Consider the following 12,657-nt stretch of genomic DNA (forward strand, 5'->3'; position numbering starts at 1 on the left):
ATTCCTTTATAGATATATTCGTTTGTTTATTGTTTCAAGTATGTATGTTAGGGCAATTATCAATACGATAGTTGTTATAGCAAGTGTTAAATCGGTTTTAATTTCAAGAGAACTCAATAATACTGCTCCAATTATTGTTGCAGTCACCGGACCGATTATACCCATGTTTATAACTTTGTTTTTTAATATGACTTTGAAGCTTAAGCGATGTCCAATATAGAAAACAGTTGCTGTTGCAGGTACAACACTCCACCATGGTATACCTAGCTGTAAAGCTGTGTAGAATGCCAGTATTGCTCCTCCACCTGCAAACAAACCACCTGTTCTCTCAAACAATCTGAAAAATGTCTTTATGTCTTGTTCGGTTCGTGGTGTTATATACCAACCAACCGCTAAGCTTGCTTCATATAGAATTATGAATACAAAAGTAACTATCATCTGGGAAACAAGGGTTGGATCAGGAGATACAATGCTTGCCAGCACGAAGAAACCGATATATATGAATATACGTTTATCCCTAAGAAACGTCGGAGAGATTAAGTCAACTTTTATCGCCAACAACATCACGATTGGAAGTTGGAACAAGAAACCAAATGTAGCAACAATCGACATAACGAAGTTATATGCAAGCTCTATCGATATAGCTGGCTCTACAACCCCTTCACCCATATAAAAAACAAGGTTAGCTACAACAGGTACAACAAAGAAATACGCTACAGCTACACCCATAAAGAAAAGCAGTATCGATGCAGGAGCTATTAAAGCAAAGAATCTTTTCTCGTTCTCAAACAAACCTGGCTCCATAAACTTGAATACTTCATAGATAATGAGCGGTAAACCTACACCTATAGCGAAAATAAACGAGAAATTAAACTGTATCAAAATAGTTTCCAAGGGGTCATACACAACAAGCTCGCTTGGATCCATAACCGGTTCAACAAACCAACCGATTATTTCAAATGAGAATATGAAGGCTATAACTGATAATATAATTATACCTACCAGGATTACGACCATTCTGTCTCTAAGCTCGATTATGTGCTCCATCAACGGACGTTCTTCATCGCCCTCAGGATCACCAAAATCCCTATTCTCCATCAAAAAACCCCAACAATAACCAAGTTAACCTAATATAACAAATAGGCTAAAGGATGTTTAAACCTAGAACAATAAAGAGTTTTTTTAATTTATAACAGCCATTACCAAAAAAATGATTTAACTTGTTTCCAATGAAATATTAGTTAGTTTGATTTGATAGTTATGTTTGGTGGTTATTAGTGGTTGAAACTGGTTTTTCAAAACATATTAGTGATGCTGGAGATCTTCTTGATATTGATAAAGCGATTGTGGATAGAGTTATTAAGCCTGAGAGAGTTTTAGAAAGTTATGTATCGGTCGTTGTAGATGGTGAAGCTAAGAACTTCCGTTGTATAAGGTGTCAACATTCCTCTTTATTAGGACCTTATAAAGGTGGTATTCGTTTTCATCCAGAAGTCACTCTAGAAGAGAGTTTAGAGTTGGCTCAAACCATGACATTTAAAAACGCGGTTGTTGACGTGCCTTTTGGAGGGGCTAAAGGAGGGGTTGTCTGTAACCCTAAAGAGATGAGTGAAAAGGAATTAATGGAGCTATCTCGGAAATACATAGAGAGTTTAAATGATTTTATTGGGCCTGAAAAAGATATACCGGCTCCTGACGTAAACACTGGACCTAAGAATATGGCTGTTATGATGGATAGTTATTCCGAGTTGGTTGGCAAAAACGTTCCTGCAGTAGTTACTGGAAAACCGGTTGAAGTAGGAGGTACCGAGTTAAGGAGTGGTGCAACAGGTCGTGGAGTAGCAACTGTGTACCATGAATACATACAAGATCATGGTTATTCAATAAACGATGTTGATGTAGCTATTCAGGGATATGGTAAGGTTGGACAGGTGGCTGCAGAACTTATAGATAGTTATGGTAGTAATGTGGTTGGTTTAAGCGATTCAACTGGAGCAATAATAGATGAAAACGGCCTACCAACCACTGAAATCAGGGAGTGGAAAGAAAAAACAGGCAGCGTTATTGGTTTCAATGAAACAACTGAAATAACCAACAAAGAGTTACTGACCCTTGATGTAGATGTCTTAATACCCGCAGCACTTGCAAACGCTATAAACAAAGAAATCGCAGACCAAATACAAGCCGAAGTAATAATCGAAGCCGCAAACAACCCCATAACACCAACTGCAGACAAAATCCTGAACGAAAAAAACCATACAATAATCCCTGACATACTGGCAAACGCAGGAGGAGTAACCGCTTCATACCTAGAATGGGTTCAAAACATGCAACACCACAGTTGGAGTCAAGAAAAACTGGTAAACGAACTGGACACCAAAATGAAAACAGCATACCAAAACGTTAAAAAAACAAAAACCAAAAAACCCAAAACACATAGTTATCGGGAGTCAGCAATACAAATGGCCCTACAGAAACTAACAAAAACACTGAAACTCCGAAAACCAATATTCAAGTGAAGTGACCTCTTCCCTCTAAAGAGATAGAGGTTTTAAAGCCTGATTTAAGATAACAAAAATTTTTTTGGGGCTTTCCATTACCCAACTAAAAACGAAAAAGTTAAGCATCTAAACCAAAGATATCTTGATACAGTAAGCAACTAAATTGAAACCAACTGCCTTATAATGAAAAAATAAGTTGATTTATATCGTTGATTCTATCGACGCTCGTTCAATGTTAGCATCAATAACTATGGTTTTTGGTTTCTGAAGTTTGGTTATCTAAATCCGGGTAATAAACCAACAAGGTATGTTGTTTAGATGGTTAATTTGGTGTTGGAGGTATTTTTATGAAAATAGTTGTAGATCAAGATGCATGTATTTCCTGTGGTATCTGTTCCGATGTCTGTGATGAAGTTTTCGAAGAAGACGATTTCGGTATATCCCAGATAGTTTCTGAATATAGAAACGAGGAGGCTAACATCGGTGAAGTAGATGATGACATTGATTGTGTTGAACTTGCAGTTGAAGACTGTCCCGTTGCAGCCATAGAAACAAAATAAATAGTCTGTTTTGATATTATACGGAATAAAGCCACACAAAAAAATCTTTATTTATTTTTTTTATCTTTGATTTAGGAAGAACTTCTTATGTAGGGCGAGTGGTGTTAGTTCTTGGTGGTTGATCGAGTTTTTATTTGTTTTGGTTTTCTGGGTTTTCTGGGTTTTTTTGGTTGAGTGGTATTCTTTGTACTTCGAATCTGTTTGATGTTGGGTATATTTCGATTATGTCTGTTTTTAGTTTGTGTTTTTTTAGTTCGTTGTGTATTTTGTCTGCTATCCACCAGGCTGTTTCTGTTTTTTGTTTGTGTTGGCCGATTTTGTTGTTTGGTACGTTGTATTTTTGTTTTAGTATTTTTTTGGTTTGTTTGGGGGGTTTTCCTGTGATTTCTGCTCTTATTAGGGTTCCGTCTTTTGTTATTTCGTCGTATGGTTTGGCTTTTTGTTTTGCGGTTCTTTGTAGTCGTTTTCTGAGTTGTACTGAGTCTTTGTAGTTTGATGTGCAGAAATGGATTGGTGTTGTTGGGTTTTGGTTTATTATTTGGATGGCTGTTTCTCGGCTTTCTGTTATTGCGTGTGTGTTTCCTCCGATTAGTTTGTGGCCTTTTTGTTTGATTTTTTTGTAGTTTGTTTCTGAGTATTCGAATTCGTTGAGGTTGTAGAAATCTATGTATTGGTTGGTTTTGTTGATTATTTGTTGTATTTGGTTGGTTTTGTTGGGTATTGTTGGTATTTCTATTCCTGTTTTGAAGTGTTTACTGGCTTTTTTTATGGGTTTTAGGTAGGGTTTGATGTTTAGGTTGGTTGGATGGAGTCTGATTTCATCGAGGCCTTGTTTGTTGAGTTTTTTTATTGTTTTGGTTTTTGGTGGTTTTGATGTGTATAGGTGGATGTGGTGTTTTTCTCCATACCGGTTTTTGAGTTTTTTGATGTATTTGAAGAGTTTTTTTGGTTTTAGTAGTGGTTCGCCACCGGTTATACCGGTTCCTAATGCGTTCATACTGTCTATTTCTGTATAGACGTCTTCGGGTGTTTTAACTTGTTTTTCGTTTATCCATGTTTTGTCTTTGTTTTTTCGTTTTTTTGATATTGGGCAGTAGTAACAATCGTTGTTGCATATTCCTGTTAGGAATAGGACTGCTTTAGCTCCTTTTCTACATAACTTACAGCCTGAGGCGATTTCTCCAGATATTATTGGTTCTGTCTCTGTGTTATTTTTCATTTTTATTGGTTTATGTTTAGGTTGTTTTTTTGGTTGCGTTTTCTGCGGCTTTTTTTAGTCTTTTTGTTACGAAGTTTTTGTCTAGGGATAGTAGGAACCATGCGGCTCTGGGGCCTGATGGCCTTCCTAATAGGGCTATGTATATTGCTCCGAATGCTTGTCTGGGGTTTAGGTCTTGTTTTTTGAATATGTTGTATATTTGGTTTTTGAGTTCTTGGTCTGTGTATTCGTTGTTTTTTAGGTCTATTGCTAGTTTTTCTAGGAATTTTGCTTGTTTTTGGTTCAGTTCTTTGGTTTCGGGGGGTAGTTGTTTTTGTATTTGGAAACGGGCTTTTTCTGGGGCATAGGTGTCTATCCAGGTTTTTGCTCTATCGATCCATTTATCTAGCCATTGTTGTTCTATTTCTGGGTTCCAGTGGCCTGTTCTTTCTAATATTTTTTGTATTTCTTGTTTGTTGTTTGCTATTTGTATTGCGTTTACTAGGTGTTTGAATGGTATTTGTATTGGTTGTTGTTTTGGTGGTTGGTTGTTGGGTTGGGATAGTTTGTATGTTTGTTGTTTTTCTTGGTTGAGTTCGTTGTTGTAGTATTGTTTTTCGTGTTTTTGGTAGTTGCTTATTGTTTGTACGGTTCCGAATCCGGTGTCGATTTCTATGTGTCTGTTGGGTGGTTTTTCTACCAGCATGTATCTGATGATTTCGGGGGGTAGGAACTCTAGCATTCTTTTTGGAGTTAGTGCTATTCCTTTTGAGCTTGACATCTCGCCTTCGCCTTTGAGTCCGACCTGTTCATATACGATTGGGTAGGGTTGTTCGTATCCATATACTTCTTTTGCTATTCTTTGGCCTGTGTCGTATGATCCTCCGTCTGCAGCGTGGTCTTTACCGAACGGCTCTACGGTTACTCCTAGTATGGTCCATTTTGCTGGCCAGTCAACTCTCCATGGTAGTTTTCCTTCTCCTTTGTCTATTTGGGCTGTGCCTTGATGTCCACATTCACAGCTATAAGATACTTTGAGTTCTGTGTAGTCATGGGGTGTTGTTGTTGATATGCGGCCACATTCACTGCATAAGGGGTTGTATGGTAACCAGTTTTGTGGTAGGTCTCTACCTGTCTCCTCTTCCAATATCTCGATTATTTTATCGGTTTCGTCTAGGGCTTTTGTTGTAACTTTTGAGAAATCGCCTTCTCTGTACATCTGGCTTGCGTATTTTATTTCTGGGTTTATTCCTAGTTTTTCTAGTGATTCTGTGAACTCGGTTGCGTAGTGTTCTGCATATGAGTCATGACAGCCTTCGGGATCTGGAACTGTGTTGAGGGGTTTCCCTACGTGTTCTTGGTAACTTGAATCTAGGTAGGGATAGACCTTTCTTAGGGGGTCGTAGTCATCGAATATGAATAATAATTTGGGTTTTGCACCAACCTCCTCTAATGCTCGATACATAAGGTCTGCAGTCAATATTTCTCGGAAATTACCGTAATGTATCGGGCCTGAAGGCGATATTCCTGACGCTACTACTTGTTTCTCTCCTTTCCATTGTAATGCTTCTTTTGCTTTTGAAATAGACCAATGCAATTTTCCAACTCCAATTAAAACAATGTCTTTAGGGTTTTTAGGAATAAAAACAACTAAACTTAAATTGAGGTATCCAGCCTGCTTTCTTAGACAAAACAGATTCCTAATTAGTTATTTTTATTTTTGTTTAATCTATTAGGGCTGGCTATACAAAAAAGAATGTTCAGGTTTATTCCCTAGATTTAGGTTGATGTTGTCACTGCTCCACTTCTTTCTCAATCCAGTTTTTATATTGTTCAGTGGTTTGTCTTACATTAAAGAAAAGTATTGCTGGGTTTTCATAGCTATGTAATTCCATTACCCTGTTTTTTGTTTCTTCAACCGCTTTAGATGTTGTCTTAACTATCAATACAACTTCATCATCATTGTTAACCTCGCCTTCCCACCAATAAAACGACTCAACCTCACCAATAATGTTAGCGCAAGCAACCAATCTTTCACGAACCAACGTCTCAGCAATCTCTCCAGCCTCTTCTCTCGTACCAGCCACTATATACCCAACTTCAACCATTACTATAACCACCAAATAAACTATACTACCTCAAACACCTTAGATTTGACTCAATATAACATCCCCCACTCTCAAAACCGTTTCCCGCCTTAAATTCCAATAACCAATCCAAAACCTTTTTTACTCAATTAGTTTTTTTATGTGATTAGATCTGTCTGAAGGTTTGGTTTGGTTTGGTGTGTTGTGTTGTGGTTGTTTTTTATATCATGAGTAGGTAGGCTATTGGGGCGAGGTAGATTATTATGAATATTATGCTTATTATTCCGACTATCCATTTGGTTGCTGTTTCTGTGTTTTTGATTATGTTTTGTTTTTCTAGTAGTGATTCTATGATTTCCCAGAATACTCTTCCTCCGTCTAGTGGGAAGATTGGCATCATGTTTAGTATTCCTAGCCATAAGTTGAGTAGGCCCATCCAGAATGCGCCTTGTGCTATTGTTAGGGTTATGTCTGGGTTGATTGATGATTCGTAGAATGGTGTGTCAAGTGTTGGCATTGTCATTCCCATTTGTGGGGTTATGTAGGCTATTGGGTTTGAGAATATTGTGTATAGGCCGGTTACGTCTATTAATTGGATTCCCATATATGGTTCTCCGTTGGCGTTTCCTAGTTGTAGTTGGAAGTCGCCGTGTTCTGCTGTGTTGATTGTTATTGTGTCGTCGGGGTTGTATTGGTTTATTATTTCTTGGAATTCTTGGTGGCTTTCTATTGTTTGGTTGTTTATTCCTGTTATTATCATGTCTTCTTGTAGTCCGGCTATTTCTGCTGGTGAGTTTTCTTGTACTTCTACTAGGCCTATTCCGGGGGATACTGGTGTGAATGTTGTTGTTATTATTAGGAATACGATTATTATTGAGATTGCGGCGAGGTATATGTTGGATGCGGGGCCGCTTGAGAACATCTTTAGTTTTTGGAGTCTACTGCTCTGTTTTATGTCTTCGATATTGGGTTCGACGAAGGCTAGTGGTAGTATTGCTAGTAATCCGAATCCTACTGATTCGACTCCTATGTCTTCGACTCTTGCGTATATTGCGTGGGAGAATTCGTGTATTACTACGGCTACGATTAGGGCGATTAATCCGAATATTATTGGTAGGGCTAGGCCTGGTAGTAGGATTGCGTCTGTTATTGCGACGTCTCCTATTAGGTCTGGCCCGAAAAATATTATGAATAGTTGGAATGCGAGGAATATTGTTACTATTAGGATTGCTGCTAGTGAGAGTATTATGTTTAGGGTTCCTATTTTTTTGAGTGGTTTTCGCCATCTCCTCGCTATCTGGTCCATTAATTGTTTTCCTTTCTCGGTTCTCCAAGCAAGGAAGAACATGCTGTCAAGGGAGAATCCAAATCTCTCTATATATCCTTTCTTGTTTAGGAGGTGTAGGATTATCCAGAATCCGAAGAATGCTGCTATGATTAGGTATATTTCCATTTATTCTTTCCCCAGACTTATCCATCTATAGGTGTTCCTACTTCTCCTGTTATCTCTTTGAATCTATCCATTAGTTCTGTTGTTATGGTTCCTGGCTCTCCATCCCCTATCTCTCGGCCATCTACTTTTACTATTGGAGCTATTTCTGCTGCTGTACCTGTTACGAATATTTCGTCTGCTGTATATATGTCGAATAAACCTAAATCGGTTTCATGAACTTCGTATCCTTTTTTTCTTGCGATTTCTATTGCTTTTTTTCTTGTTATTCCCTTTAAATTGTTTAGTGATGGTGGTGTGTATATCTCGTTTTCTTGAATTATGAATAGGTTGTCTCCTGAGCCTTCTGATATCTTTCCTTGTTGGTTTAGGAATATTGCTTCGTCTCCTCCTTTGACGTTTGCTTCGATTTTAGCAAGTATGTTGTTGAGGTAGTTTAGTGATTTTATGTTTGGTGGTAATGCGTCTATTGAGTTTCTTCTAACGCTTACCGTCACTGCTTCTAGGCCTTGGTTATATAGGTCTCCGTACATCGCTTCCCATTCTTGGACAATTATTATTACCGATGGTTTTGGACATTTCTCGGGGTCAAGTCCTAATGACCCTACTCCTCTTGTGATTAATGGACGGATATAGGCGTCTTTTAGTTCGTTCTTTCTAAGTGTTTCTAGAACTGCTTCTGTCATTTCTGTTTTAGTTATCGGTATATCTAGTTTTATGGCTTTAGCGGAGCGATACAACCGGTCGATATGTTCTTCTAGTTTGAATACTTTTCCGTTGTAGGCTCTTATTCCTTCAAAAACTCCGTCACCATAAAGTAAGCCGTGGTCGAAAACGCTTACAGATGCTTCCTCTTCATGGACGTAATCGCCATCTATGTAGACGTATGTCATCTTTTCCCCGCCTGTTTTTAATTTTATGTTAATATATAGGTTGTCAGTTCTACTGTAATCAAAATTTATTTAGGTTGTTGGTTCTCCGGTGGATGTAAATATTTTTTGTAGGTTCCACTTGTTTTTTGTTATTGTCTGGTTGGTTTTTGGGTTATCTCGTTTTCTTTGTTTAGGTGTTTAGGGTTTTTTCACCAAAATTTATGTGGTTAGCTCACATTTTATTTGCAGGTCATATTATGAAGATTCCTAAAACTATGGTTACTCAACATCCTGACAGCGCCACTAAATATACTCCTATTCAGGATGAGGCTGAAGAAGGGTTGGAGTCCCTTAAACCCGTTGAAGAGGGGGGTCTTGGCTCTGATGAGTATATGGTGGATTATGAGGGGAAAATGACTCCTTACCATCAGGTTTCTCAAGTTGTTATGGAGATTATACAAAACACAGATCTTGTCCCTGGTGAAGATGTCTATATAACCCCAAGAATTCCAAGTGCTTCCGAAGAAACTGTTTTCAGACAGTTGATGACTTTGATGTCTATTATGGAGGCAAACCACCAGGCTTCTCAATATCAAGACAACCTACCCGTCTTTGAAGTCATACATCCAATGACCAAGGATGCTAACGAACTTCTTGAAGTAAAAAAGAGGTTTAAATTTGTTTCTAAACTTAGTAAAGAAGAATTCGACATACCTAAAGACTTCAATTTCTATCTAATACCTCTCATAGAAGAGGTTCCTGAATTAATGTCGATAGGTGAAATACTTAATGAATACATCAATGGTTGTAAAAAAGAGCTTGACGACAGCCCCGACCGATTAAGAGTTATGCTCGGCCGCTCCGACCCAGCATTATCATATGGAAACCTCCCCGCCGTATTTAGCGCTAAAATAGCTATTTCAGAATGTAACAAACTGAGCAAAAACGTAGATGTCGACGTTGCACCAATATATGGAGCTGGCGCCCTCCCCTTCAGAGGACATATAATGCCAGAAAACATCGACAGCGTTATGGAAGAATTCGCTGGCGCGAAAACAATAACAATACAATCAGGTGTCCGATACGACATAGGTTACGATGAAACCAGAAAACTGATAAAAAAACTACGAAAAGACCTCTCCAACCAAGACCCACTAAATTACAACGAAAAACAGATGGAAGAAATCAAAAACTACATAGGCGTATTCACAAAAAACTACCTAAGAACATTCTACCAAATAATAGAAGCCGTAAAATCAATATCAGACCTAATGCCAAGCCAAAGAGACCGACTAGCCAGAAAAGGACCCGTAGGATACGCAAGAGACGTACCAATGCCAAGCCACATAGCTAAATTGGTAAGCGATAAAGAACTCCAGAGAGAACTGAAAGAAATGCAGCTAGACAAACTACCAGAACTCCCAAGAGCCATAACATTCACAGCAAGCCTATACACAATAGGACTACCCCCAGAATTCATTGGAACCGGACGTGGATTAGAAGAAGTAGGCCGTAGATTCGGTGACGACGCAATAGACAAAATATTAACCCAATACTATCCCTCACTAGAAAACGACCTAAAATTCGCAGGCAGATTCGTAAACCTCAATTTCGCACAAGACTTCCTACCAGACCGATCAGTAAGAGAAGTCGACCAAGACATAAAAACACTAATGGAATACACAGACTTCGAACTAGGCCCAATGTACGACAAAGACGAAACATACATGGATATAATGGAATCCCTAAAACCAGTACTAAAAGAAGTATTCATGGACAAACCAGGACTAATGAGCGAAGAAACAGAAAAAGAACTATTCAAAAAAGGACTAGAAAGAATGGGAGAAATCAGAGGAAGCCTCGGATAACCCTCTCTCCTCTCCCAACCCAAAAACCACCAAAAAAACAAAAACCTAGATCCCTTTTTTCCAAAAACACTATTTAATATTTTAAAGCTCTTTGTCTTAAAAAGGGTAAGAAACACAGTTACCCAATAAACATAACCAAGTGATCAGGTTAAGAGGGTGGGTTCGGGGTTATTACGTGTTTTATTTATATTTCTTGGTTTTTTATTTCTTAGATCTAGTTTTTATTTGAATTGTTGGGATCTGGGTTTTTGTTTTTGTTTGCTGTTTTTATTAGGCCTTGGAATGGTGGGCTTGGGTTTTCGAGTCTTGATTTGAATTCTGGGTGGAATTGGGTTCCTAGGTAGTATGGGTGGTTTGGTATTTCTAGTATTTCTATTAGGCCTGTTTTTTCTTCTTTTCCTGAGAATTTCATTCCGTGTTTTTCGAGTTGTGGTATGTATTCGGGGTTGACTTCGTATCGGTGGCGGTGTCTTTCTATTATTTTTGTTCTTTGGTAGATTTGGTGTGCGAGTGTTTGTTTTTCTATTATTGTTGTTTGGTTTCCTAGTCTCATTGTTCCGCCCATTGATTCGATGTTTTTTTGTTCTGGTAGTATGTCGATTACTGGTTCCTCGAGGTTGTCCATTATTTCTGAGCTTCCGCAGTTTTCTAGTTGTAGGACGTTTCGGGCGAATTCGATTACGGCTAGTTGGAATCCGAAGCATAGGCCTAGGAAGGGTATTTTTTGGGTTCTTGCTATTTCTATTGCTTTTATTTTGCCTTCTGATCCTCTTTTTCCGAAGCCACCTGGTACTACTATACCGTCTGTTTTCTGGAGTTGTTGTTTGATTTTTTGTTTGTTTTGTTGTTCTAGTTTTTCAGCGTTTATCCATTTTATTTTTAGTTCTAGTCCTTCTTCTGCGGCTGCGTGTTTTAGTGCTTCTGTTACGCTCATGTAGGCGTCTTCTAGTTGGGTGTATTTTCCTACCAGGGCTATTTTGATTTCGTCGTTGGGTTCTTGGATGTTTTTGACGTGTTTTCTCCATTCTTCCATGTCTTTTTGTTTGGATTGTAGGTTTAGGTGGTTGAGTATGATGTCGGTTGCTTCTTCTTGTTCGAGTTGTAGTGGGACTTCGTATATGTCGTTTGCGTCGTGTGCGGATATTACTGCTTTTTCGGGTACATCGCAGAATAGGGCGATTTTGTTTTTTGTTTTTTTGTTTAGGGGTTCTTTGCATCTGCCTACGACCATGTCGGGATGTAGTCCGAGTTCTCTTAGTTCTTTGACGCTGTGTTGTGTTGGTTTTGTTTTTTGTTCTCCTACGACCTCGAGTACTGGTACGAGGGTTACATGGACTAGCATTACGTTGTTGGGTCCTTCTTCGTTTATGAGTTGTCTGGTTGCTTCGAGGAATGGCATTCCTTCTATGTCTCCGACTGTTCCTCCTAATTCGATTAGGCAGATGTCGGCGTAGCTGTTGTCGGATACATTTCTTATTCTTTCTTTTATTTCGTTTGTTATGTGTGGTATTATTTGGACTGTTCGGCCTAGGTAGTTGCCGTTTCGTTCTTTGTTGATTACTGAGCGGTATACTTTGCCTGTTGTTATGTTGTGTTCGCTTGTTAGTTCGGTGTTTAGGAATCTTTCGTAGTTTCCGAGGTCTAGGTCGACTTCTCCTCCGTCTTTTAATACGAAGACTTCCCCGTGTTGGAATGGACTCATTGTTCCTGCGTCAACGTTTAGGTATGGATCGATTTTTATTGCTGTGACGTCGAAACCTCGTTCTTTCAGTATTCTGCCTATTGATGCTGCGGTAATTCCTTTACCTATACCGCTCATTACTCCTCCAGTTACGATTATATAGTTCATGAATTGTCATCTCGTTAATGTTTAATCGGTTACCTACCTACCCCCTAATTAATTTTTGTAGGGCTGTTTCTTGTTGGGTAGGGTTTTGGTGTTTTTATTTGTTTTTTGGCAGTAGGTTGGGGATTCCTTGTTTGATTGGGTAGTTTTTGTTGCAGGTGTTGCAGGTTAGTTTGCCTTCTATTATTTTTTCGTCCTCTACTTTTTTTTCTTTTAGTTGTAGGGGGTTTCTGCATTCTGGGCAGACGATTTTGTCGAGTAGTTTTTTCTTCATT

Annotated in this window: 11 protein-coding genes; 3 read left to right on the forward strand and 8 right to left on the reverse strand. The window is 38.6% G+C overall.

The annotated features are described in order from the left end of the window. Positions 1-6: 6 nt before the first annotated feature. Positions 7-1,098, reverse strand: coding sequence for a twin-arginine translocase subunit TatC (tatC, locus tag QEN48_RS00700; RefSeq protein WP_280108501.1), 1,092 nt, complete (start codon positions 1,096-1,098; stop codon positions 7-9). Between the two features lie 179 nt (positions 1,099-1,277). On the opposite strand from tatC, the gene QEN48_RS00705 reads away from it, so the two are divergent. Both QEN48_RS00705 and QEN48_RS00710 read left to right on the forward strand, forming a co-directional pair. Beyond that, a complete protein-coding gene (locus tag QEN48_RS00705; RefSeq protein WP_280108502.1) occupies positions 1,278-2,519 on the forward strand; it encodes a Glu/Leu/Phe/Val dehydrogenase in 1,242 nt (413 codons plus the stop codon). A gap of 329 nt (positions 2,520-2,848) precedes the next feature. Then, positions 2,849-3,061: a ferredoxin gene (locus tag QEN48_RS00710; RefSeq protein ID WP_280108503.1), complete on the forward strand. Its 213-nt coding sequence runs from the start codon at positions 2,849-2,851 to the stop codon at positions 3,059-3,061. Between the two features lie 130 nt (positions 3,062-3,191). Here QEN48_RS00710 and QEN48_RS00715 read toward each other — a convergent pair whose 3' ends face one another. The 5 genes from QEN48_RS00715 to ilvE all read right to left on the reverse strand — a co-directional run bounded on the left by QEN48_RS00715 (position 3,192) and on the right by ilvE (position 8,689). Then, positions 3,192-4,280 carry a radical SAM protein gene (locus QEN48_RS00715; protein WP_280108504.1) on the reverse strand — a complete coding sequence of 363 codons (1,089 nt, stop codon included), beginning with the start codon at positions 4,278-4,280 and terminating at the stop codon, positions 3,192-3,194. 16 nt (positions 4,281-4,296) lie between these two features. After that, positions 4,297-5,856: a lysine--tRNA ligase gene (lysS, locus tag QEN48_RS00720; RefSeq protein WP_280108505.1), complete on the reverse strand. Its 1,560-nt coding sequence runs from the start codon at positions 5,854-5,856 to the stop codon at positions 4,297-4,299. A 196-nt stretch (positions 5,857-6,052) separates the two neighbouring features. Then, entirely contained in the window at positions 6,053-6,367 is a 315-nt protein-coding gene (gene cutA / locus QEN48_RS00725) for a divalent-cation tolerance protein CutA (RefSeq protein ID WP_280108506.1), read from the reverse strand. A 199-nt stretch (positions 6,368-6,566) separates the two neighbouring features. After that, a complete protein-coding gene (locus tag QEN48_RS00730) occupies positions 6,567-7,799 on the reverse strand; it encodes a site-2 protease family protein (protein WP_280108507.1) in 1,233 nt (410 codons plus the stop codon). 17 nt (positions 7,800-7,816) lie between these two features. After that, the gene (gene ilvE, locus QEN48_RS00735) at positions 7,817-8,689 is read right to left on the reverse strand and encodes a branched-chain-amino-acid transaminase (RefSeq protein WP_280108508.1); all 873 of its coding nucleotides are present in this window, start codon (positions 8,687-8,689) and stop codon (positions 7,817-7,819) included. A gap of 236 nt (positions 8,690-8,925) precedes the next feature. Here ilvE and ppcA point away from each other — a divergent pair, with 236 nt between their 5' ends. Continuing rightward, positions 8,926-10,536: a phosphoenolpyruvate carboxylase gene (gene ppcA, locus QEN48_RS00740; protein WP_280108509.1), complete on the forward strand. Its 1,611-nt coding sequence runs from the start codon at positions 8,926-8,928 to the stop codon at positions 10,534-10,536. A 214-nt stretch (positions 10,537-10,750) separates the two neighbouring features. Here the strand turns inward: ppcA and pyrG are convergent, their stop codons facing one another. Continuing rightward, positions 10,751-12,385 carry a CTP synthase (glutamine hydrolyzing) gene (gene pyrG, locus QEN48_RS00745; RefSeq protein WP_280108510.1) on the reverse strand — a complete coding sequence of 545 codons (1,635 nt, stop codon included), beginning with the start codon at positions 12,383-12,385 and terminating at the stop codon, positions 10,751-10,753. A gap of 94 nt (positions 12,386-12,479) precedes the next feature. Further along, entirely contained in the window at positions 12,480-12,656 is a 177-nt protein-coding gene (locus QEN48_RS00750) for a methytransferase partner Trm112 (protein WP_280108511.1), read from the reverse strand. Position 12,657: the final 1 nt, after the last annotated feature.

The sequence above is a fragment of the Methanonatronarchaeum sp. AMET-Sl genome (genome assembly GCF_029854155.1).
Lineage (GTDB): Archaea > Halobacteriota > Methanonatronarchaeia > Methanonatronarchaeales > Methanonatronarchaeaceae > Methanonatronarchaeum.

Coding starts and splice junctions, on each gene's coding strand:
- QEN48_RS00750 (WP_280108511.1), bottom strand. CDS start 12,656: ATGAAGAAAAAACTACTCGACAAAATCGTCTGCCCAGAATGCAGAAAC.
- cutA (WP_280108506.1), bottom strand. CDS start 6,367: ATGGTTGAAGTTGGGTATATAGTGGCTGGTACGAGAGAAGAGGCTGGA.
- tatC (WP_280108501.1), bottom strand. CDS start 1,098: ATGGAGAATAGGGATTTTGGTGATCCTGAGGGCGATGAAGAACGTCCG.
- ilvE (WP_280108508.1), bottom strand. CDS start 8,689: ATGACATACGTCTACATAGATGGCGATTACGTCCATGAAGAGGAAGCA.
- ppcA (WP_280108509.1), top strand. CDS start 8,926: ATGAAGATTCCTAAAACTATGGTTACTCAACATCCTGACAGCGCCACT.
- QEN48_RS00730 (WP_280108507.1), bottom strand. CDS start 7,799: ATGGAAATATACCTAATCATAGCAGCATTCTTCGGATTCTGGATAATC.
- QEN48_RS00710 (WP_280108503.1), top strand. CDS start 2,849: ATGAAAATAGTTGTAGATCAAGATGCATGTATTTCCTGTGGTATCTGT.
- QEN48_RS00715 (WP_280108504.1), bottom strand. CDS start 4,280: ATGAAAAATAACACAGAGACAGAACCAATAATATCTGGAGAAATCGCC.
- pyrG (WP_280108510.1), bottom strand. CDS start 12,385: ATGAACTATATAATCGTAACTGGAGGAGTAATGAGCGGTATAGGTAAA.